This window comes from Rickettsia tamurae, assembly GCF_000751075.1.
Taxonomy (GTDB): domain Bacteria; phylum Pseudomonadota; class Alphaproteobacteria; order Rickettsiales; family Rickettsiaceae; genus Rickettsia; species Rickettsia tamurae.
On the sequence record NZ_CCMG01000012.1, the window covers coordinates 1 to 22,372 of the forward strand.

Sequence of the window (22,372 nt, forward strand, 5' to 3'; positions counted from 1 at the left end):
GGAGTTTGTTATTATTTCATGAGATTGCCACGCAGCTTACCGCTGCTCGCAATGACGATATATCTTTAGCAATCCCTTTTCAAATAAAACGAGTATACTAGTCAAATGGTTTCACTATAACCATAATCACTGCAACAATCATGCAGATAGCCGGAATCTCATTAACTATGCGGTAAAATTTTTCTGAATGGACATTCTTACCATTTGCAAAATCTTTTCGCCATCTCGTAAGTAAACCGTGAAATATCACTAAAATTAATACTGCAAACATTTTAACGTGAAACCAAGTATCAAGAGCAACAAACCCGTAAATATGAGTATTTATTAAACCAAAAATAAATGTGCTAATCATTGCCGGATTCATAATGAATCTGAGTAATTTTAGCTCCATTACTTGTAAAGTACTATCTAGCTCACTACCTATTTTAGCTTTGGTATGGTAAACATATATTCTAGGTAAGTAAAGAAGTCCTGCCATCCAACATATAGCAGATATCAGATGGACTGACTTAAACCATAGATAGTAACTTGCCATTCTTTTTCTTATTAATTTGTTAATTTACATAAACATTTAGTGAATTCGTTTGGACATATTCTCGTACTAGAGCTACTCGTAACTAAATTAGTATCAACCTTATTAATAAATCGTAGCAATATATTTGTCAAACTATTAATAAAAATTTTATTTGTTCCAAGTGTCGGAATTCGGGTATATTGAATTTTATATTTATCTGCGATTAATTTATATTCAATATCAAGTTCTACTAGTGTTTCAACATGCTCGGATACAAAGGATACGGGTACGATAATTATGTCTTTTTTTAACTTTCCCGCTAGCTCTATTTCGTCTTCCGTATTCGGTTTTAACCACTCCATAGGTCCTACTCTACTTTGATAAGTTATCTTATAGTCTAGATCTTTTATATTTAATTCTTTAACTATTGCTTTTACTGTTTCTTTTATTTGAAAACTATAAGGATCACCTGCTTTTATTATTTTTTCAGGCAACCCGTGAGCAGAAAATAATATACGAAAATTTTTATCGTATAGTTTTTCCTTAATCAATGAAACATGGGTTTTTATAAAATTTTCTTCTAGAGGATAACAGCAAATTGTTTTAATTGGAATATCAATATCAAGGTTTTGTAAAAAATTTTTAACCGAAGATCTTGTCGTAGTACTTGAAAATTGAGGATATAGAGGCAATAATATTATTTCGCTTGGGTTATATTTTTTTATTTGACCTATTACTTCTTTAGCAAACGGTGCTGAATATCTCATATTTATAAAAATAGAGAAATCTTCTTTTATGAGTTGCTTTAGCTTTTCGGTTAGTGCTAATTTCTGCTCCTCTGTTTCCTGAAGTAAAGAAGATTTACCACCGATTAAAGAATAAATTTTTTGAGATTTTCTCTCTCTAGTAATAGAAATTATTTTAGCGATAATATAACGCAAAGGATTTGGTAGATTAATTATAGCTTTGTCATAGAATAGATTAAATAAAAAAGGTTTTACGGATTCAAGGTCTTTTGGACCTCCTAAATTAAAAAGTACTATTGCTATTCTTTTCTTCATATAACCTAACATATTCTGTCAAAAATTCTATATTTTCCGGAGGTGTCTCAGGCAAAATACCATGTCCTAAATTAAAGATAAAATTCTTTCCTTTCATTGCCTGAAGAATTTTATAAGCTTTTTCTTTAATAATTTCTTTATTAGTTAATAATACAACTGGATCTAAATTACCTTGTACTATTACTTTATCACTCCACTCTTCCATTTTTTCAAGAGGAATCATTTGATCTACGGCTAAAATATCTATCGGTACTTCTTTTATAAATTTTTCGTACAATAACCCCGCTCCTTTAGGAAAAGCAATTACAGGATTTTTTGGAAAAACTTCTTTTACTTTTAGTATAATCTTTTTTGTCGGCTCTATTACAAATTCAGTAAACTCCTCTTCTGCAAGTACTCCTGACCATGAATCAAAAAGCTTTAAAACATCTGCTCCCGATCTTGCTTGATTTATAAGATGATCAGCTGTTTTTTCCGTAATAAAACTTAATAATTCTTTAGCAAGTATTTTATTTTCATATATAAATTTTTTGCTCGTTTTAAAATCTTGTTTCCCTTTTCCCTCTAGCATGTAACTCATCACTGTCCAAGGGCTACCTGCAAACCCTATTAAAGAAGTGGTGGAGAGCAATTCTCTTTTTACTTTTTTTATTATTTCATAAACCTTTTCTAATTTATTATTCGGATTGCTTTGCAGATATTTAAAATCTTCTTGTGATTTGAATTGCTTTAATATAGGTCCTATATTTTCTTTAAAATCCACTTCCCATCCAAGAGCATGAGGTAAAACTAATATGTCAGAAAAAATAATAGCTGCATCAAATCCATAACGTTTTATCGGTTGTAAGGTTACTTCCGTTGCTTTGTTAACATCATAACAAAAGTCTAGAAAATTTTTTGTTGTTTCTCTTACTTTTTTATATTCCGGCAAATATCTACCTGCTTGACGCATAAACCAAATAGGTATTTTATTACTATTTCCTTTTAACGGATTTAAAATTTGCTTCATGCTATTACTAAAAATATTAAATTAATAGATAATTTATTGTTTGTTGTTTATATAAACAGAATTATGTAGATTAAATGTTTTAAACAGAGTTATCAACAAAATTTTCATTAAAATGTTCTTAAAAATATAGGTATTTTTAATTATTATTTACATAAGTTTGTAATGAATTTATACAAGTGGATAATTAAGTGTAAAATTCATTTATAGCTTAGAAAAGACTATTTTTTCAAAGAAAAATGATATTTATTCACAATTTTATCCACAAACTATTTATTTAAAAGAAAATACACTAGATTTACTTGATTTAATAAGGATTTGAGGAAATTTTTAATAGATTTTAATAGGAAAAATAACAAGTTATTAAAAAATTTATCCACAATTACATGTGTAAAGTATGACAAAGCTAATTATTCACTTGGTTTCAGACTCTTCCGTGCAAACTGCAAAATATGCAGCAAATTCTGCTCTTGCACAATTTACTTCCGTAAAACCAAAATTATATCATTGGCCAATGATTAGAAATTTGGAATTGCTAAATGAAGTATTAAGTAAAATAGAATCTAAACACGGGATAGTATTGTACACGATTGCCGATCAAGAACTCCGAAAAGCTTTAACGAAATTTTGCTATGAATCAAAAATTCCATGTATTTCTGTAATAGGTAAAATTATTAAAGAAATGTCTGTTTTTTCAGGTATTAAAATAGAAAAAGAACAGAATTACAATTATAAGTTCGATAAAACTTATTTTGATACACTTAATGCCATAGATTATGCCATAAGACATGATGACGGACAAATGCTTAATGAGTTGTCGGAGGCTGATATAATATTAATAGGTCCTTCTAGAACTTCTAAGACACCAACTTCCGTATTTTTAGCGTATAACGGTCTAAAAGCTGCCAATATTCCTTATGTTTATAATTGTCCCTTTCCTGATTTTATAGAAAAAGATATAGATCAATTAGTAGTAGGACTCGTCATTAATCCAAATAGATTAATTGAGATAAGGGAAGCTAGGTTAAATTTATTACAAATTAACGAAAATAAAAGCTATACAGATTTTAATATAGTACAAAAAGAATGCTTAGAGGTTAGAAAAATTTGTGATCAAAGAAATTGGCCAGTAATTGACGTGTCGACTAGATCAATAGAGGAAACAGCAGCTTTAATAATGCGGATATATTATAATAGAAAAAATAAATATAATAAATAAAAAGATTTTCATTATTTACAAGTAGAAGCCTGTACTTTATAATTTTATTTTATACTCAGTGAATTTTAAAAATTGGCGTTGTCGTCTAGCAAGTTCTGTGGTACTCACGTATTAAGTATACACTCCGTTTCTCGCCGCCTTGCAGACCGGTTACTCTTTTTAAAATTGACCTCGTATAACCACTCTTCATTTACCGATAGTAATAACAAGGAGAAATTATGGCAAGTAATGTAACGGATAGCTCTTTTAAAAAGGAAGTATTAGAATCGGATTTACCGGTACTGGTTGATTTTTGGGCAGAATGGTGTGGACCATGCAAAATGTTAACACCGATAATAGATGAAATCAGTAAAGAATTAAAAGGCAAAGTAAAAGTACTTAAAATGAATATTGATGAAAATCCTAACACTCCTTCAGAATACGGTATTCGTAGTATTCCAACGATAATGTTATTTAAAAACGGTGAACAAAAAGGTACTAAAATAGGTTTGCAACAAAAAAAATCTCTTTTAGATTGGATTAATAAATTTATTTAATATTTATTTTATGTCACTTAATCATTCAAAAGTATTTATAGAGATAACCGATGGTTATGTAGAAGGCATAGATACTCATAAAAGAGCTCAAGGTTTAAAGCATTTCTTCTTGAAAAAAGGAGTCTCTCTTTCTCCAAATATACCTATATTAAATAATATTAATTTTTCTTGTTATGAGGGAGAAAAAATAGCTTTTATGGGGAGTAACGGTTCGGGAAAAAGTTCGCTTCTAAAACTAATCGCCGGAATATATCCGTTAAAATCCGGTACCGTCAAAATTCATGGAGATATTGCGGCGATTATAGATATGGGAGTCGGTTTTGAACAGGAGCAGACAGGTCGTGAAAATATAAAAATGTTAATGCTATATAACAATATGTTAGATAAGTATAGCAAAAAAATTGAGCAAGAAATCATAGATTTTTCAGAATTAGGTAGTAAAATCGACTTACCGATAAAAAATTATAGTTCAGGAATGTTATCACGCCTTGCTTTTTCCGTATCAATATTTCAGAATCCACAGATTCTATTACTTGATGAAGTTTTTGCGGCAGGCGATAGCTATTTTATAGAAAAATCTCTTAATTTAATGAAAAATAAATTTAAGAATACTCCTATTTCGATAATAGTAAGTCATCAAGAAGAAATTATAAAAGATAATTGCGATAGATGTGTTTTATTAAAAGACGGCAATATTATAGGTGATGGGATTCCATCAGAAATGTTTAAAATCTATAACCAACAACAAGGAAATTCATAAATGATAAAGTATTTTTTTTCTAAAAAATACTGGCGGGCAATAGCATTACTAGTTAAAGCTTCTATAATTAGGCAAAATAAAGATTCTTTTTTGGGTTCTTTATGGAGTTTAATTCAGCCTTTTATTCACATAATGGTAATTTCATATTTTTTCGGTTTTTTGTTAAGACAGCCAAGAGAATTTATGGTAATGAACTTAGTCAGCGGTATTCCTTTATGGAGTTTTATAGTAAGTAGCCTAACGATTTGTTCGAGTTCTTTGGTAACACGTGATCAAATAATAAAAAAAGTTAGAATTTCTAAGACTTTTTTTCCTGTTGCGGACAGTTTAGGGCAATTATATGCTTTAATTTGCTCATTTTCGGCAATGTATTTTGCTTTTATTTTATTATTTCCAGAAAAATTTTCTTGGCAAATAATATTTATGCCGATATTAATTTTGCCCTTAATAATATGTGTGATTAGCGGTTCTATCGCAGTAGCATTTTTAACGCCGTATATTCGAGATATTCCACAAATATTAAATGTTATTCTCGGAGTTATTTATTGGAGTATACCGATAGTTTATCCATATTCGCTAATTCCGGAGTCTAAAAAGATATATTTTGAATTTAATCCGTTCTTTTTAGTTATAAGACCCGTACAAGCGTTGGTGATTGACGGAACATTACCGGATATGATGCTGATAGTTAAGTCTATTATAGTTGCATTTATTACTGTTTTTATCAGTTATTTAATTTACAGACAATTTTCTAAAAGAGTTATTTATTACCTATGAAACTTGGTTTTAATCTAGATTTTAATGAATTAGATTTAACCGGACTTAAAAAATTAGATCAAATATTTTTAGATTATCTCTTTAAAGCCGATAAATCTCTGTATAAAGATTTAATATTATTTAGATCAACTCCTTTCTCTATTATTCCACAAGATTATTCCGAATTTTTATTAAAAATCTCCCCTCATTTAGACGATTTTTTAGCAGAGTTATTTTGTATTTCAAAAGAAGTAATTATATCAAGATTAAAGCATAAAGATTTTGATATTATTTATGAGTGTAAAAGAAAATTTGTTCAGCGTGTTGCCGTAAAAAAATATCCACCGGAAAAAATAAAAGATATTGATTTTGAAGAGGTGTATTTAAAGCTAACTAATTTAATAGGTACGAATTTTACCTCTAGAGAATTTGCCAAACAAATAATTATATGGCAACAGGCAGAAGAAAGTTTTGCCACAGAATTAGACATAGCAGCACAATATGTAGCGTGTAGTAGGGTTTATGGTTATTGCCATTCAGTGTCATCCCGTGGCTTGACCACGGGATCCAGTAAATCGACAAATGTTGATGTTAAAAGTTGTTTTTTGGATCCCGTGGTCAAACCATGGGATGACATCTTGTTTACAATCCCCCAAAAACTAGATAAAGAAAACCTAATAGACGATAAAAAAATATTAAAATATCAAAAAAATGAGAGAGTAGATTTTGACTATACAGATTCTTTTTTAAATCTAGATGAAGCTCTAAACCACTCTCATTATTGTATTTATTGCCATAAGCAGGATAAGGATTCCTGTTCTAGGGGGGTAAGTGTCATCCCGCGACTTGATCGCGGGATCCAAAAAAAACAAATGGATCCCGCGATCAAGTCGCGGGATGACACTCAAAACGGCTGCCCCTTAAAGCAGAAGATTTCCGAGATGAACTATGTTAAGGCACAAGGTTTTAACCTAAGTGCTCTTGCTATTATTGTTATTGATAATCCGATGGTTGCGGCAACGGGTCATAGGATTTGTAATAATTGCTCAAAAGCTTGTATTTACCAAAAGCAAGATCCCGTAAATATCCCGTTAATAGAATCAAATATTTTAGAAGAAACGCTTAAATTACCTTACGGTTTAGAGATATATCTACTTCTTACTCGTTGGAATCCGCTTAATATTTATGCACCTCTACCAAAAGAACCTACTAATTATAATATTTTAGTTACCGGTCTTGGTCCTGCAGGTTTTAGTCTTAGCTATTATTTATTACGGTCAGGTCACAATGTTACGGCTATTGACGGTTTAAAAATTACTCCTTTGCCTTTTGACGTTCATAGGCCTATAAAATTTTGGCATAAATATAAAAATTTGTTATCGGAAAGAATGCCAAGAGGATTTGGAGGGGTAGCAGAATACGGTATAACTGTTCGCTGGAATAAAAACAATCTTGATATATTACGGCTAATATTAGAGAGAAATAATAATTTTAAATATTATGACGGGGTAGCTTTAGATTTTAATATAACGAAAGAACAGGCTTTTGATTTGGGTTTTGACCATATGGCTTTTTGCATTGGAGCAGGTCAGCCGAAAGTTTTGGATATAGAAAATTTTGAAGCTAAAGGCGTAAAAACGGCTTCCGATTTCTTAATGACTTTACAAAGCGGAGGGGCATTTTTAAAAAATTCTAATACTAATATGGTAATTAGAATGCCGATTGCGGTAATAGGCGGCGGTCTTACTTCTTTAGATGCAGCAACGGAAAGTCTATATTACTATAAAAAGCAAGTAGAGAAATTTGCTGAAGATTATATAGAAAAAGATTTAACGGAGGAAGATAAAGAAATAGCTGAAGAATTTATTGCTCATGCAAAATTGTTTAAAGAAGCTAAAAATAATGAAGAATTAAGAAAGGTTTTTAATAAGCTTGGGGGTGCTACTGTCTACTATCGTGGAAGATTGCAAGATTCGCCGGCGTATAAATTAAACCACGAGGAGCTAATATATGCATTAGCACTTGGTGTTGATTTTAAAGAAAATATGCAGCCTTTAAGGATTAACACCGATAAGTACGGTCATGTAGAATCTGTGGAATTCAGTGTCATCCCGTGGCTTGACCACGGGATCCATCAGAATAATGTTATAGATCCCGTGGTCAAGCCACGGGATGACACTATAGTAATCAAAGCCAAAACCGTAATTATGGCAATCGGTATAGAAAATAACACTCAATTTGATGAGGATAAATATAGTTATTTCGGTGATTGTAATCCTAAATATTCAGGAAGTGTAGTGAAAGCTCTTGCTAGTACCAAAGAAGGGTACGAGGCTATTAACAAAAGACTTATAAATAATGACCCTGGCTTTAAAGGTATTTATAAAGATTTTTGTACGCAGCTTGATTATTTATTAGTCAGCAGAATTCATAAAATAAATATCTTAGGTGATAAAGCTTTTGAATTGGTAATTCATTCGCCGCTTGCTGCTAAAAATTTTAAGTTCGGACAGTTCTTTCGCTTACAAAATTATTCTGAATATGCTGCTAAGTTAATAGAGCCGGTAGCCTTAAGTCCTACAAATATCGATGTAGAAAAAGGTTTAATTAGCTTCATAGTTTTTGAAGTCGGTAAATCTACTAACTTGTGTAAAACATTATCCGAAAATGAGAAAGTGGTTTTAATGGGACCGACAGGCTTGCCGATGGAAATACCTAAAAATAAAAAAATAGTTATTGTTGATTCCGAAGCCGGTAATGTAGGCTTATTAAAAGTTCTAAAAGAAAATAATAATGAAGTTATATTTGTTACCTATCCTGATATAAAAAACCGTAAATTAACTTATGTGGATAGAGTAATAATTAATGCTTCTCCTGAAATAATAGAAGAATTGCAAAGTCTAAAAAATGAAATATTCGGTGAAAATACGGAGCTAATAGTTAGTGTTAATTCATCGATGCAATGTATGATGAAGGGGATTTGTGGACAATGTATCCAAAAAGTTAAAGGAAAGAAAAAATATATTTTTGCATGTAGCCAGCAAAATCAAAATGCAGAAATAGTTGATTTTAAGAGCTTGAAAACTCGTTTACGCCAAAATTCTTTACAAGAAAAAATACTTAGTCATTGCGAGTGACTGTAGGTCTTGTTGCATGGATCGTTTTATGTCATCCCCGCGTAGGCGGGGATCCAGTAAAACATATAAAAAACTTGTTTTTTTATATGTTTATTTTATCAAATATAACTTCTATATCAATACTGAAGTTATTTTGCTGGATTCCCGCCTACGCGGGGATGACATAAAACGATCCATGCAACAAGACCGCGAATGTAAGGAGCGTGGCAATCTAGAAAAAGGAAGAAAAAAATTCTGATTTACAGAATTTTTTTCTTCCTTGCTTCGTCAATTACTTAAGTAATTTTCTCGCAGTGACGGAAACCCCAATCCACGCAACAATGCTTTCACAGGAATGACAAGTAAGAACCTATCACATCACTTCTCAAAACGACAAAATGCTCTACTACTATCTTGATTAAGAAAATCGATAATTTGTATTACTATAGAATTATTGTTATATTTCTCGGCAACTTGTTTTATACGCTCAGCAAAATTACCTTCGCCTGAGAAGATTTCTTCGATAGCTTTTAAAGCACTTAAAGACTCTGCTTTATCGAACCCTTTTCTATTCATACCGATTAGGTTTAAGCCCTCAAGCACCGCACGTTTACTACTTACAAGTCCGAACGGTATTACGTCTGCTCCGACCGGCGATAGCCCGCCGATCATTGAATATTCACCGATTCTAGCATATTGATGTACGGCAGACAGTCCGCCGATTATTGCGTAATCACCTACCTCAATATGACCTGCTAGGCTTACATAATTAGCAAATACTACATTATTGCCGATTTTACAGTCATGACCGATATGAACGCCGACCATAAATAAATTATTATTTCCTACTCTTGTCACCATTCCGCCGCCTTGGCTTCCTGCTTGCACTGTAACATATTCTCTTATAGTATTGTTAGAGCCGATTATCGTGCTTGATCTCTCATTAGCATATTTTAAGATTTGCGGAGGTTGACCGATTGATGCAAAAGGATAGATTACTGTATTTTCGCCGATTTTGGTAATCCCCTCAATAACTACGTGGGATTTTAGCTCGACATTGTCATGAAGCACTACTTCAGCACCTATAATACAGTATGGACCGATTTTTATGTTTTTACCGAACTTTGCACCTTCGGCAATTATAGCTGTAGTATGGATATTAGAATTTGACACTATGTCCCTATTTATCTTTAATCATTGCGGTAAATTTACTTTCTGCGGTTATTTCGCCTTCGACCGTAACCGTACTTGAAAATTTCCATACGTTAGCTCTTTGCTGATCAATAACAGCGTGGATATGCATAGTATCCCCTGGCTGAACAATTCTACGAAATTTTGCATTTTCGATAGCCATTAAAAGCACTTCTTTATTCTTAGTAGAACCTAAAGATTTAGCAACTAATATAGCAGCTAATTGTGCCATAGCCTCAACCATTAGAACGCCGGGCATAACAGGTCTTGCCGGAAAATGTCCTGTAAATTGCGGCTCGTTAACAGTAACGTTTTTAATACCTGTTATTGATTTGTTAGGATCGATTTTAAGTACTCTATCTACTAATAAAAATGGATAGCGATGAGGTATCAAATCCATGATTTCGGTAATATCTATGATCATTTATTTAGGTCTCTTCTTTAATGTAAATTTTCCGTCATTGCGAGGAAATTATGAAATAATTGACGAAGCAATCTAGTAAAAAGTGCTAAAATCGGCACTTTTTGCTAATTTTTCTGGATTGTCACGCAGTCTACAGCTGCTCGCAAAGCATTGTTGCGTGGACCGATAAAATCCACTGTGTCACCCCGTGGCTTGACAGAGGTGAAATTGATCCACACAACAAAGCCCTTTTCAATAGCAAACTACTTTTTTAATTTGCTATTAGAGGTCTTTAGTAATTGTTTCATAATAATAGATTGTCTATGCCAGTCCATGATAGGAACTGCAGGACTACCGCCGACGATTTTACCTGCCTCTATATTTTGTGCTACACCGCCTTGTGCTGCTACCTGTGTCCCGTCGCCTATATTTAGATGTCCGGCGACTCCTACTTGCCCTCCAAGAGCACAATATTTACCGATCGTGCTACTTCCTGCTATACCTGCTTGTGCTACGATAATAGAACCTTTACCTATTTTTACTCCATGTCCTATTTGTACTAAATTATCTATGCGGCATAAATCTTCTATAATAGTATCTTGAAGCGAACCTCTATCAATAATAGTGTTGCTACCAATTTCAACATTATTGCCGATTTTAACTATTCCTATATGAAATATTTTATGATGTACGCCTTTTTCGGTAGAAAAGCCAAACCCGTCTTGTCCTATTTTTGCTCCTGCAAGTATTACGATGTCGTCACCTATAATTGCATAATTTATTGAAACATGTTGTTCTATTCTAGCGTTTCTGCCGATATTTACGCCTCTACCTATAAAACTTCCGGCTTCTATAATACTATTATCACCTATAATAACCTCGTCTTCAATAACTACATTGTGACCTATATAACAATTTTTTCCGATAGTCGCCGAATCTGCAACAATAGCGGATTTCATTATTTTAGCAGGGTATGATTTAATAGGAGCATAAAAAAAATCAATCAATTTGCTGTAAGCAAAATATGAATTCTCGGCATGTATTAAAAGAGTATTTGGATTTGCTTCTCCCGTAAAATTTTTCGGCACTATACAAGCAGTAGCTTTGGTAGTTTTTAAAAATTCGGAGTATTTAGGATTGTTTAAAAAGCTAATATCATTTGATGATGCTTCCTGCAGAATTTTAATATCATGAATAGCTATATCTTCATGAATCTTAGGAGGTTCTATAATATCGTGTAAAAAATCTATAATTGCCGTTAGTTTTCGTGGTCCTAAATTTTTATAAAAATTACTACTTACCATATGAAACTTTAAGCAAATTAATCATTAGCGACAGTATATAAGTGATAGTTTTGTTATGCAACAAAATTTACAGGTAGTATAAAAGGTATTGCTGAGCTAGAATGACAAACCAGTCATGCAATAATGAAAAAATTTCTGAAATCAATAATCATATTGACTTGTTTAGAGTTTTACTTAGAATCATCTTGGAACAGCTAAGGTTGTTCTGGAGTATAGAAACCTCCATCAACAGGCGGTAAAACCACCGTTAAATTGGTTTATTCCTCGATATTTTACGGTCGGGGAGGTAGTAAGTCATGTTCAGGGCTTAGAGTATAACTTTAAGCCTAAAAACTACTCAGCTGTTCTTGTTGACGGTGTTTCTAACTCCCTGATCACCAATCGGGCTTCATTTAAGTTTAATCAGGAGAACTAAGCCGTTATGAACACTAAAACAGTAGAAGAAAAATAGCCATTATTGAGCCGTATCTAGATTTTATTATTAAAGACAAAGACTTATTACGTGAAATTTATCCAAATGGCATAAATAGGGAATTAAGAATAGAACTTATTTTAGCTGAAAAACCTTATACATCATATTCTTACTACAAATTAATCAGAAGTTTATTCAAATTGCCATACCGAAAAATTATACTTATAATCGATAAACAACTTTTAAAAGCATCGTTTGGTTTATTTCGTTCAATTATTCTCGGCACTTTATTATATCTAAACTTAGTTAAAATTTTTATCTATGACAAGAATGATTTTATATTGAATATACGAGCTTTAAAAAGTAACGAAAATTACTTTTTGTTATATAAAATTAATTACTTTAAAAAACTGATTAACTTAGAGTAATTAAATAAGCAGAAAGAAGAAGAATTGAAATAGTGGAGGCAAGTAGACTATTTGCTCCACTAAGTGACAGTATATTAAGTAATACTTTTTTGTGTAACAAAATTTACAGATAGCATAAAAATTTAAAGGGTTGGGACAAATTGTTCCCCTTCTATGTAAAATATAAAATATTATATTTAATTTCCTATATAAACGTTTTTTCCTGATAGTTCAACTTCTGCATCTATTCCCCATTTTTCGTTTTCTAAGTAGGAAGCGATATGGGATACTATGTCATTTGGTATTATTTTTACTTCTTTACATATTCCCTTAATAAGAAAAGAATTTAATTTTATAAAGTTATTCGTTTTAATTAATATGGATTCAGGGTTATCAACTTTTTGTTCTTGTAAATATTCTTTTAATAGCTTCTTATTTACTTTTTTATAAAATTTTGCGGCATTTGCAATTTTTAAAAAAATCTGAATTATTTTCACCTGCAAAACATTTTTTTAGAAATACAGCTAATTTTTTTACTAGTTTTTTATTATACTTAATTTTCTCATCTATAGATTTGATTAGAGTACTTGCTCCCGGAATTTCATTAAGATCAAGCTGAGTTAAAAAATTATTAATTTTAACAGCCTCAGCTAAAGCTTTAGCTCCAACATCCCCTATCTTATTGGCTCTAAGGTCAAGTTTAGTAATAGTATTATTGGATTTAAGAATTTCAGCAATTAACTTTGCTCCTTCATCACCTATGTTGCACCAAGAAATTTTAAATTTAGTAGTACCATCTCTTAAGCCGTTAGCTTTAGCTTGGTTTTTAAATCCTCTTTTTTCTAGAATTCTATTAATTCTTTCATATCTATATCCTTATTAAATCTTATAAATTTTAATATTTTGTTAAAAAAATAACTGAAATATGGATAAACTGTAATAAGTAGTTTTAAGAATGCAATAGAAATTTAATTAGAAGTGTAAATAAATGAATTGAGATTGATTTAAAGAAGAATCACTAGAAAGATTCAACATTATCTATAACTTTTTTTGGACAGCAAAAAGCCCTTAATTTATAATGTGTTCGCTGTTTGAGTGTATATAAATTGGAATAGAAATAAAGAATGGTGGCCACGGTTGGGATTGAACCAACGACACAAGGATTTTCAGTCCTTTGCTCTACCGACTGAGCTACGTGGCCGTATATACTCGTTTAATTTGAAAAATTGGCTACGTCGTTCTACAAGCACTGCGGTACTCACAAGCATACGCTGCATTCCTCGTCTTGTGAACTCCTTGCTCTTTTCCAAATTAAACTTCGTCTACTTACTCCTCATTTATTCAGAGTATGCCTAAATCGTCATTGCGAGCGACTGAAAGGAGCGTGGCAATCCAGAAAAGATAATAAAAAAATTCTATAAATTAGAATTTTTTAACTGGATTGCTTCGTCGAAACTTGCAGTTTCTCCTCGCAATGACTGGAAAACCAAATACAACAATAAGCTTATAATAGATTAATCGGCTTTTGTCTATTCTTAATTAGTAATATTAGACAAAAATACTTAATTATGATATTATGAGCGTTTATTTTTATAACGGTTTTTTATGATCAAAATCGGCAATATTGAACTTTCTTCAAATATTATACTAGCTCCAATGTCGGGTGTTACGGATTTGGAATTTAGAAGATTGGTGAAAAGATTCGGTGCAGGGCTTGTAGTTTCTGAAATGGTAGCAAGTAGAGCAATGATTGTGGAATCTAGGCAGTCACTACAAAAAAGTGCTATTATGCGTGATGATGCAACAAGTGCTTGTATACAGCTAGCGGGCTGTGAGCCGAATGTAATAGCTGAAGCTGCTAAAATGAACGAGGATATGGGGGCAAAAATTATCGATCTTAATTTTGGCTGTCCAGCAAAAAAAGTAGTAGGCGGTTATTCAGGCTCAGCTCTAATGAGGGATGAGCAGCTGGCAGCTAAGATTTTTGAAGCTACCGTTAAAGCGGTTAAGCTGCCGGTAACCGTTAAAATGCGTATGGGCTGGGATGATAATACGAAAAATGCTCCGACTTTAGCTAAAATTGCTGAAAGCTCAGGTGTTCAGATGGTTACCGTTCACGGTAGAACTAGATCTCAGTTTTATTCCGGTAATGCCAATTGGGATTTTATACGATCAGTTAAAGAAGCGGTAAAAATTCCGGTTATTGCTAACGGTGATATTACTAATTTTGCCAAAGCAAAAGAAGCCCTGCAAAAATCCGGTGCGGACGGTATTATGGTCGGTAGAGGAGCATATGGCAAACCTTGGCTTATTTCACAAATTGATCATTACTTTAAAACAGGTGAAGAAAAATCTGCTCCCTCTATAGCAGAGCAGCTAGATATTGTAACAGAGCATTATGATGCAATACTTGATTATTACGGTGAATCCGTGGGCGTACCTATTGCACGTAAGCATATTGGTTGGTATAGTAGCGGTTTACCGAATTCGGCAGAGTTTAGAGGTGCCGTTAATTTGATGAACGATCCCGCAGCGGTAAAAGAGAAAATTGCAGAATTTTATAATAATGTTATGAAAGAGTAAGCGTTGTTGCATGCATCAATTCCACCTCTGTCATCCCGCGACTTGATTGCGGGATCTAGTTTAAAATACTAATATTATTAGTATTTTAAGTTATTTTTCTGGATACCGTGGCTTGACCACGGTATGACCTAGAACGCATTTTTTGATTCACGTAACAATGCTTGAATGGGTAGTAATGAGAAATATTTTAAGTTTTATTTTTATAATATTGTTTTTTAATTTAAGTTATGCGGATAAAAAAGCAGCGATTATAACTGATTATAAACCGGTATTTTTGCCTGTAATTGCTGAGAATAAAAAAATAAAAATCGCTATTCGTTCTTATTTAAATAATGAAAAATCATATTTCGTTTTAGTAGATCCGAATTCTTTTAAAACTGAAATAGCCCTACAAGAGCTGGTAATTTTACCTACGAATAAAATAGAAAAAGAAAATCTTCTAAAAAAATTAAATAAAACTCCGTATATTAAAGTTTTAAATAAATATAGCTCTATACAGCAAAATTACGGTGCTACGAGTAGCATGTATAAAGTAAAAGGTCAATTTCTTACGATTGATATGTGTCCTTCTTCCAAAAGTTTTGAAGAAGATTTTTTTAAAAAGCTCGTAGAATTATCAATCAAACTAAATAAACCTATTCCGATTGCTATATGTATTTCAGGATTATGGATTAATAAACATCAAGAGGAGTTTTTTTGGCTAATGAAGCAACAAGAAAACGGTTATTTACAAATAACATGGGTTAATCATTCGTTTAGTCATCCTTATTTTAAAGATAAACCTCTTGAAGATAATTTCCTTCTTTCCAATAAAGATGATTTTGAAAATGAAGTATTAGAAGCAGGGAAAATATTAGTAAGTTATAATATTGCTCCGTCGCCTTTCTTTCGTTTCCCTGGATTAGTTTCTGATCAAACATTAATAGAAAAACTAAAAGATTTGGGATTTATCCCGCTTGGCAGTAAGGCATGGCTTGCTAAAGGCGAAAAAGTTCAAAATGGTTCTTTTATATTGGTACACGGTAATAGTAACGAAAAAGCCGGAATAAATTTAATTATGCCGATGTTACCGGAATTAAAATTACTTCCTATTGAAAAGGCATTTTTATTACATGACAATTGATTAGTTAGATATTAATAATTAGTAGTTATCATATTGATAATAGCTATCATAGCTAATATAATAATTATACAAACTAAATAAAGTAACAATATGAAAAGTATTAGTAGTAAAAAAGCTCAAAATCATTTTGGGGAGTTGATGAATCAAGCAGTAAAATCACCGGTAATTATAAATAAATACGGTAAACCCACAGTTGTTCTTATATCACATGAAGAATACGAGAAATTTAATCAGCTTGAAGATATGTATTGGGCAATGCAAGCAAAAAATGCGAGTAAAAGCGGTTTTTTATCAGAGGAAGAGAGTAAGGATTTTTTAAATAAGATATTAAAGGAATAAATATGACTTTAATATTATCAAAAAGTTCACAAAAGTTTATTGAAAAGTTAGATACGAAGCAAGCACGGCAAATAGCAATTAAGATTAAAGAATTGTGTGAATTAATAAACCACCCTAATGATAGTAAGCTTTTAAAAGGTTTAACAGAACAATACTATAAAGTTGATGTAGGAGAATTTAGAATAATTTATCAAAAAGATAAAATTAAAACATATATCTTTCTTATAGGAAAAAGAAATGATGGAGAAGTTTATAAATTATTTAAAAGAAAAATTAAATAGTTCATAATTATAACTTAACTTTTCTAGTAGGGCTTCTATCTCTTTGAATATCAAGTTTTGTACCGAATAGCGGAGAATTTTGTAAAAAATCAATAAGGGAAGATTCTTGTGAATTTGTTATAATGCTACACAAACGTTTGTTTTCGTCTAATACTTCTAGATTTACTTCGATTAAAGGCGGGGATAGTAGGTGCTTAATAATTTCAGACCATTCTATTAAAATTAAATTACCGTTTAATGCTTCTTCAAATCCAAGTTCATAAATTTCTTCAGGTGATTTTAGACGATAAAGATCATAATGATAAATATAGTCAATTGATCCACGTTTACTGCTTCGTTGCTCGTCGGCCCGCCTATTAGTATATAGGCTTCGCTCCTCACGCCTGTCATCAAACGAGTCTGAATTGACTATGGTGAAATTAGGAACTTGATATGTTTGCAGTAAGTTAAAAGTCGGGCTTATAATGCTTGTATTTTCACCGCAAAAATATTTAATAATTTCACGACAAAAAAATGTTTTACCTGCTCCAAGGTCACCGTTAAATAAAACTATATCATTTGGTTTTAAGCTTTGTGCTAAAAGCTTTGCAAGTTTTTTTGTCTCTTCTTTGCTATTTAGTGTATGCATTTTTTAACTTGATCAATCATTTGTAAATATTGGTTCTGAAAAGTGCTTGAATTAATATTCTGAACATTCCAGTTTTCACTATTTAATATTATTATTTTAGCGTTTAATTTATCGTATAATCGTGAACTTTGTTCGTTACTTAAAATAAGACATTTGTTATTAGACTCTTTAATTAAATCTTCTAGCTTGCTTATATATCGGAGGCTTTTTTGACTTTCGCTATATAATTTTGCAGTTTTAATATTAGTATTAATAAAAAAATACTCGCTACTGTCACTTAATAAAATTACGTCTTTTATCGTTGCAAGCTCGTTATTTTTAATTTCTTGTAGTTTGTTTAATTCTTTAAGTGCTGCAAAAAGGTTATTATTAATATCTTCTTGTAGCTCAGGAAAATTTTCGCTAAATATTCGTGCAAATTCTTGTAGTAAAATCGCAGCATTATTAAGATCAAGCGAAATATGCCAATTATCTTTTATAGTGGTTAAAGATTTAATATCACTGATTTTGATAATGTTTTTGCTATGATTATCAATTAATTTCTCGGCAAAACCGTCAAATTGTTCATTAATATAAATTGCTATATCGGCATTTTTAACTTTTACTAAATCACTAGGTTTTAAATTATAATGATGCGGACAGTCACTACTAATAGCTAAGCTCTCAATATCCGCTTTATCTTTAACAAGCATCGAAACAATACTACTAATTGGCGTAATACTTACAACTATCTTAGGCTTAGCATAGCTAGTAAGACTGAAGAATAGTAGATATAGTATGATTAAAATTTTAACTTTTATGTCATTCCCGCGAGGCATTGTTGCGTGGACCGGTAAAACCCACTGTGTCATCCCGTGGCTTGACCACGGGATCCAGTTAAAATTTATTGTTTTTATGGACCCCGTGGTCAAGCCACGGGATGACACAGTGGGTTTTACCGGTCCACGCAACAATGCCTCGCGGGAATGACGGTTTGACATACTAGCTCTCATAATTTCTCCAACAACTCCAATTTACTAGGTTTGAAATCCTGCTCTATCCAAAAATTTTTTAGATATTCTAGTTTTGCTCCTATCTCTTTTTTTTCTATATTCATATTTAACAAATCATTACCGTTTACTTGGAATTTAGGACGTAATAACGCATCATATTTAAGGATAAATTCTTTTGCTTGTGAATGATTTAATTTACCGATTATGCTAGCTGCTAATAAGTATTCCTTATAATTCTTTTTTTCAAACCAAATTTTCTTTATGTTAAATTTAGCTTCATTCAGAAAGTTCGTTATTGATAATATTTGCATTGCTTCATGTCTTGAGAATTTCCAATCTAGAAAGACCTTTAAATTTAAATCTTTTTGACAATATAATAAGAGTGCATATCGAGTAGCTAATTCTAATTTAAAATCATTTGCCTGTTCAAAAAATTTTATTTCATAATTTTGGATAAAGAATATTAGTTCTAATATTCCTATTTCAAACATAGCTTTTAAAATTTGTGCTGCTCTTTTTGAAACAATAATTTTATCCATTTCGCTTTTTATTCGTTCTCGTGATAAAGTTTTTAAGCCGTCTTTTAAAGCTTTACATGCTTTAAAGCTGCCATCATAAAGCTGATTCGCATAATAGCTAGAAAACCGAAAAAAGCGTAGAATTCGCAAATAATCTTCTTTAATTCTATCTAGAGCTTCCCCTATAAATACAACCTTTTCCTGCTGCAAATCCTTAAACCCTTCAAAATAATCATATATCTCGTTCTTAAAGGGACAATAGCTTAAAGCATTAATAGTAAAATCTCGTCTTGCGGCATCTTCAGCAAAATCGTTGGTGAATACTACTTTGGCATGTCTACCGTTACATTCGATATCTTTTCTAAGAGTCGTGATCTCAAATTTTTCATTATTTAAAATAGCCGTAATCGTGCCGAATTTTAAACCGGTCGGAATAGTTTTTATTTTAGCTCCAGATAAAATATTTGTTACTTCACTAGGTATCAAATTAGTAGCTATATCTATATCATAGCTATCTTTCTCAAGTAGATCTCTTGGATAACTTGCTTCTAAAGGTAATTTGTACGTCGATCCAGTACTCGAATCCTCACGTACGTCTATGTACGCTGCGGTTCTGCGTTCCGTGTCTCCTTCAAATTCCTCTTTATTAGCTTCGTTATGCAAGAGATCTAGTAACGCATCACGTACGCAGCCGCCTATAAGTCTTGCTTGTCCTTTTTCATTTAAGAGACTCAAGATTTTTCTATATCCTTTTGAGGGGATTTTTAATGTTTTATGTATAACTTGCATTACTTGATTTTACCTATAGTATCGGATAGTTTTTAAAAAGACTTTGATGTCATCCTAGCTAAGAGCTGGACCTTGTTGTATGGCTCGTTTATGTCATTCCCGCGAAGGCGGGAATCCAGAAAAAAGTAAAACAATTTCTACATTTCATATTTATCCCTTATTGACTACTGGATTCCCGCTTCCGCGGGAATGACATAGAACAAAAACAGTCCGGTACTAAGATTTTACCGTACATTCCTTTTTATTGCAAAAGATAAGTATAACAGGGCTTTTTTTAAAAAAATCTTTATTAATCGTTATTAAGCTCCCGCGGCATTTAGATTTATAATTGAGATTAATATGAATTTCGGCTTTCTCACAATGATTATTTTTGTTAATGACAATTTTCTGTCCGTGATTAGTTATGAAAATATTATCCTCTAAGGGTAACACCGCACTATCTTTCTGTCCAAACCAATTAGCCCAGTAAGTTCTATTGAAAGCAGGCATTTTATCGGCGTAGATTACTAGCTTATTTTCTCTATCTTTAACGCCTACCGCCATATGATTTGCGTCAAATATTAATTCCGGTTTTGGGGAGCAGAACATAAATATAAAAGATATTGCCATGATTGCAAGACCAAGTAAACGCCACGAGGTTTTCCATATACAAATCCAAAAAAAGCCGAATAAAAAAAGTAATATGCTGAAATTGGTAATATAACCGAAATACCATACAGCAGCCGGTAAACTATTAAAATAGGCGGCTGATTTTATTATTATATCAATAAAGAATCCCATAAGCTTTAGGATATAGTTATCAAATCCGATCATGGTAAAAGTCAGAGATAACAAAGCAAGCGGCATAAGAAAAAATGATGTTATCGGAACGACAATGAGGTTAGTCGGTACTGAGTAAGTAGAAAATATAAAGAATTGATTAATTACTACAGGTGCCGTTTATGATACTTGCTAAGGAGCTTGAATAAATATTTGAGGCTGTATAAAATTTTACTGCTCCAAAAATGCCTTTCTTTTCTCCAAGTAACCATGAATTCTTTAAGTAAAATTCATAACCGGCAACAAGCGATAATACGGCGATAAAAGATAATTGGAAACTTGGATGAAAAATATATTCGGGATTTAACGATAATATTATAAAAGCCGCAATTGCAAGTGAACGAAGGGGAAAGCAAGAGCGTCCGATAATAATACCGTAAATAAAAATTGCAGCAGTAATAAAAGCTCTAGTCGCTGCTATTTGCATACCGCTTAGCTCTAAATAACCAAAGCTTCCTACTAGCTGAACAATAAGCAGAAATTAATTTTATATTGAAATTATATGCCAAATAATTTGAGAGATTTAATAAAAACCTTGTAGTAAGGAAAATAATCATCACGACTAAAGATAGATGCAATCCTGAAACACAAAGCACGTGTGATATACCGCTTTGCCTCATATCCTGCATTATTTGCCTGTTTAAACCTTTCGTCTCGCCGAGTAATATTGCAGCTGTAAAATTCCCTTTATCTTTTCTATTAAATTATTATAAATATAAGAACGCACTCTATAAATAAAACTATCAAAATTTGTTTCATTACGTTCTATAATTTGCGGCTCAGACATCGCATAGCCGTTTGCTCCAATATCCGATAGATAAGCGTAAAAACCAAAATCATAACCGCCTGATAATATACTATTTTGCGGCTTATAGAGCTTAGCTAGCAAAGTAATTCTGTCATTTACCCTAATTTCTTTTATACTCGATGAACTTGAAAAATTGGCTACGTCGTCTTTGTAAGTCCTCGGATGCTCACGTACTTCTGTACGCTCTGCTCCTCCGCTTACAGACCGATTACTCTTTTCCAAGTTGATCTTCGTATAATCACTCTGCATTTCACCAGAGTATATATATTTCCTCGGTATACTAATTTTAACTTTTTGTAAGCTACGATTAATTTTTTCTATCTTTATGCTACTTAATACTACTTGTCCTCCTATAATAGTCGGTTTTATCGATTCTATTTTACCGCTAATTTTAGTGATGATAGGTTTATAAAGCATTTCGCTATGTAAATTTGTCACACGATATTTAGAGATGAATACGCCAAAAATAAAAGCAATAATCATCCAGTAAGTAAACTGTAAAAATATATTAGAATTTCTAGTAAAAGTTAATATTAGGCAAACACAAAAAATGAAAAAAATTGTTGTAAATGAAAGCTCAAAATCAAGCGAAAATAAACAATAATACTGTAAATAAAACTAACAAAATACCAAATATTTAAATTAGTATACTCTGCTTCCAAAATTATTTTAAAATATTGTAGCATTTTCTATCAAAAGTTAAAAATCATTATACGTCATATCTGTTATATTTTCAATAATTAGAACAAAATTCTCCTGTAATTATAAGTTAAGTAAATTAACTTATATATTGCCCTTTATTAACTT

General features: G+C 31.8%; 21 protein-coding genes, 1 tRNA gene and 5 pseudogenes. 12 read left to right on the plus strand and 15 right to left on the minus strand.

The genetic code is table 11. The features are described from left to right. Nucleotides 1–97 precede the first annotated feature (97 nt). The 3 genes from hemJ to hemE are packed head-to-tail and all read right to left on the minus strand — an operon-like array spanning nucleotide 98 to nucleotide 2,584. Nucleotides 98–535, minus strand: coding sequence for a protoporphyrinogen oxidase HemJ (hemJ, locus tag MB29_RS04255; protein ID WP_032139199.1), 438 nt, complete (start codon nucleotides 533–535; stop codon nucleotides 98–100). An 11-nt stretch (nucleotides 536–546) separates the two neighbouring features. Next, complete coding sequence (hemH, locus tag MB29_RS04260; RefSeq protein ID WP_032139200.1) at nucleotides 547–1,587, minus strand: ferrochelatase; 1,041 nt, start codon at nucleotides 1,585–1,587, stop codon at nucleotides 547–549. Next, a complete protein-coding gene (gene hemE, locus MB29_RS04265; RefSeq protein WP_032139201.1) occupies nucleotides 1,544–2,584 on the minus strand; it encodes a uroporphyrinogen decarboxylase in 1,041 nt (346 codons plus the stop codon). The genes hemH and hemE overlap by 44 nt, the downstream gene beginning before the upstream one ends. Before the next feature lie 394 nt (nucleotides 2,585–2,978). On the opposite strand from hemE, the gene MB29_RS04270 reads away from it, so the two are divergent. The 6 genes from MB29_RS04270 to MB29_RS11585 all read left to right on the plus strand — a co-directional run bounded on the left by MB29_RS04270 (nucleotide 2,979) and on the right by MB29_RS11585 (nucleotide 9,227). Next, nucleotides 2,979–3,800 carry a pyruvate, water dikinase regulatory protein gene (locus tag MB29_RS04270; protein WP_032139202.1) on the plus strand — a complete coding sequence of 274 codons (822 nt, stop codon included), beginning with the start codon at nucleotides 2,979–2,981 and terminating at the stop codon, nucleotides 3,798–3,800. Nucleotides 3,801–4,018: 218 nt separating this feature from the next. Beyond that, on the plus strand, nucleotides 4,019–4,336 hold the full coding sequence (gene trxA / locus MB29_RS04275) for a thioredoxin (RefSeq protein ID WP_032139203.1): 318 nt from the start codon (nucleotides 4,019–4,021) through the stop codon (nucleotides 4,334–4,336). Nucleotides 4,337–4,346: 10 nt separating this feature from the next. Continuing rightward, entirely contained in the window at nucleotides 4,347–5,096 is a 750-nt protein-coding gene (locus MB29_RS04280) for an ABC transporter ATP-binding protein (protein WP_032139204.1), read from the plus strand. After that, entirely contained in the window at nucleotides 5,097–5,873 is a 777-nt protein-coding gene (locus tag MB29_RS04285; RefSeq protein WP_032139205.1) for an ABC transporter permease, read from the plus strand. After that, complete coding sequence (locus MB29_RS04290) at nucleotides 5,870–8,989, plus strand: palindromic element RPE4 domain-containing protein (RefSeq protein WP_032139206.1); 3,120 nt, start codon at nucleotides 5,870–5,872, stop codon at nucleotides 8,987–8,989. Before MB29_RS04285 ends, MB29_RS04290 begins: the two co-directional genes overlap by 4 nt. Before the next feature lie 16 nt (nucleotides 8,990–9,005). Further along, nucleotides 9,006–9,227, plus strand: coding sequence for a hypothetical protein (locus MB29_RS11585; protein ID WP_215426227.1), 222 nt, complete (start codon nucleotides 9,006–9,008; stop codon nucleotides 9,225–9,227). Between the two features lie 119 nt (nucleotides 9,228–9,346). Here MB29_RS11585 and lpxA read toward each other — a convergent pair whose 3' ends face one another. The 6 genes from lpxA to MB29_RS04320 all read right to left on the minus strand — a co-directional run bounded on the left by lpxA (nucleotide 9,347) and on the right by MB29_RS04320 (nucleotide 13,886). After that, entirely contained in the window at nucleotides 9,347–10,141 is a 795-nt protein-coding gene (gene lpxA, locus MB29_RS04295) for an acyl-ACP--UDP-N-acetylglucosamine O-acyltransferase (protein WP_032139207.1), read from the minus strand. A gap of 7 nt (nucleotides 10,142–10,148) precedes the next feature. Then, nucleotides 10,149–10,583 carry a 3-hydroxyacyl-ACP dehydratase FabZ gene (fabZ, locus tag MB29_RS04300; RefSeq protein WP_032139208.1) on the minus strand — a complete coding sequence of 145 codons (435 nt, stop codon included), beginning with the start codon at nucleotides 10,581–10,583 and terminating at the stop codon, nucleotides 10,149–10,151. A 242-nt stretch (nucleotides 10,584–10,825) separates the two neighbouring features. Continuing rightward, nucleotides 10,826–11,866, minus strand: a complete 1,041-nt coding sequence (gene lpxD / locus MB29_RS04305; RefSeq protein ID WP_032139209.1) for a UDP-3-O-(3-hydroxymyristoyl)glucosamine N-acyltransferase — start codon at nucleotides 11,864–11,866, stop codon at nucleotides 10,826–10,828. Between the two features lie 1,016 nt (nucleotides 11,867–12,882). Continuing rightward, nucleotides 12,883–13,182, minus strand: coding sequence for a hypothetical protein (locus tag MB29_RS04310; protein WP_032139210.1), 300 nt, complete (start codon nucleotides 13,180–13,182; stop codon nucleotides 12,883–12,885). Then, nucleotides 13,130–13,543 carry a hypothetical protein gene (locus tag MB29_RS10240; protein ID WP_215426232.1) on the minus strand — a complete coding sequence of 138 codons (414 nt, stop codon included), beginning with the start codon at nucleotides 13,541–13,543 and terminating at the stop codon, nucleotides 13,130–13,132. The genes MB29_RS04310 and MB29_RS10240 overlap by 53 nt, the downstream gene beginning before the upstream one ends. A gap of 267 nt (nucleotides 13,544–13,810) precedes the next feature. Further along, a tRNA-Phe gene (locus MB29_RS04320) sits at nucleotides 13,811–13,886 on the minus strand. Between the two features lie 404 nt (nucleotides 13,887–14,290). Between MB29_RS04320 and dusB the strand changes: the two genes are divergently transcribed. The 5 genes and pseudogenes from dusB to MB29_RS04340 all read left to right on the plus strand — a co-directional run bounded on the left by dusB (nucleotide 14,291) and on the right by MB29_RS04340 (nucleotide 17,011). After that, a complete protein-coding gene (gene dusB / locus MB29_RS04325; protein WP_032139212.1) occupies nucleotides 14,291–15,268 on the plus strand; it encodes a tRNA dihydrouridine synthase DusB in 978 nt (325 codons plus the stop codon). Between the two features lie 175 nt (nucleotides 15,269–15,443). Further along, nucleotides 15,444–16,391, plus strand: coding sequence for a polysaccharide deacetylase family protein (locus MB29_RS04330; protein WP_032139236.1), 948 nt, complete (start codon nucleotides 15,444–15,446; stop codon nucleotides 16,389–16,391). Between the two features lie 138 nt (nucleotides 16,392–16,529). After that, nucleotides 16,530–16,610: pseudogene (locus tag MB29_RS13770) on the plus strand (type II toxin-antitoxin system prevent-host-death family antitoxin); the annotation flags it as partial. A gap of 24 nt (nucleotides 16,611–16,634) precedes the next feature. Next, a pseudogene (locus tag MB29_RS13775) lies at nucleotides 16,635–16,721 on the plus strand (type II toxin-antitoxin system Phd/YefM family antitoxin); the annotation flags it as partial. An 11-nt stretch (nucleotides 16,722–16,732) separates the two neighbouring features. Continuing rightward, the gene (locus tag MB29_RS04340; RefSeq protein WP_032139213.1) at nucleotides 16,733–17,011 is read left to right on the plus strand and encodes a type II toxin-antitoxin system RelE family toxin; all 279 of its coding nucleotides are present in this window, start codon (nucleotides 16,733–16,735) and stop codon (nucleotides 17,009–17,011) included. Nucleotides 17,012–17,018: 7 nt separating this feature from the next. Here the strand turns inward: MB29_RS04340 and tsaE are convergent, their stop codons facing one another. Together tsaE and MB29_RS04350 are read right to left on the minus strand one after the other, a co-directional pair. Continuing rightward, complete coding sequence (gene tsaE / locus MB29_RS04345; protein WP_032139214.1) at nucleotides 17,019–17,639, minus strand: tRNA (adenosine(37)-N6)-threonylcarbamoyltransferase complex ATPase subunit type 1 TsaE; 621 nt, start codon at nucleotides 17,637–17,639, stop codon at nucleotides 17,019–17,021. Beyond that, nucleotides 17,627–18,457 carry a metal ABC transporter solute-binding protein, Zn/Mn family gene (locus MB29_RS04350; RefSeq protein WP_032139238.1) on the minus strand — a complete coding sequence of 277 codons (831 nt, stop codon included), beginning with the start codon at nucleotides 18,455–18,457 and terminating at the stop codon, nucleotides 17,627–17,629. Before MB29_RS04350 ends, tsaE begins: the two co-directional genes overlap by 13 nt. Nucleotides 18,458–18,485: 28 nt before the next feature. Between MB29_RS04350 and MB29_RS14210 the strand changes: the two are divergent. Then, nucleotides 18,486–18,581, plus strand: a pseudogene (locus tag MB29_RS14210) (palindromic element RPE4 domain-containing protein); the annotation flags it as partial. A 46-nt stretch (nucleotides 18,582–18,627) separates the two neighbouring features. Here the strand turns inward: MB29_RS14210 and MB29_RS04355 are convergent. The 4 genes and pseudogenes from MB29_RS04355 to MB29_RS12785 all read right to left on the minus strand — a co-directional run bounded on the left by MB29_RS04355 (nucleotide 18,628) and on the right by MB29_RS12785 (nucleotide 22,003). Beyond that, nucleotides 18,628–19,938, minus strand: a complete 1,311-nt coding sequence (locus MB29_RS04355; protein ID WP_032139215.1) for a palindromic element RPE1 domain-containing protein — start codon at nucleotides 19,936–19,938, stop codon at nucleotides 18,628–18,630. A 405-nt stretch (nucleotides 19,939–20,343) separates the two neighbouring features. Beyond that, nucleotides 20,344–20,547 (minus strand): annotated as a pseudogene (locus tag MB29_RS13785) (ComEC/Rec2 family competence protein); the annotation flags it as partial. Nucleotides 20,548–20,634: 87 nt separating this feature from the next. Continuing rightward, nucleotides 20,635–21,377: pseudogene (locus tag MB29_RS13790) on the minus strand (ComEC/Rec2 family competence protein); the annotation flags it as partial. A gap of 20 nt (nucleotides 21,378–21,397) precedes the next feature. After that, nucleotides 21,398–22,003, minus strand: coding sequence for a palindromic element RPE5 domain-containing protein (locus MB29_RS12785; protein ID WP_233418934.1), 606 nt, complete (start codon nucleotides 22,001–22,003; stop codon nucleotides 21,398–21,400). Nucleotides 22,004–22,372: the final 369 nt, after the last annotated feature.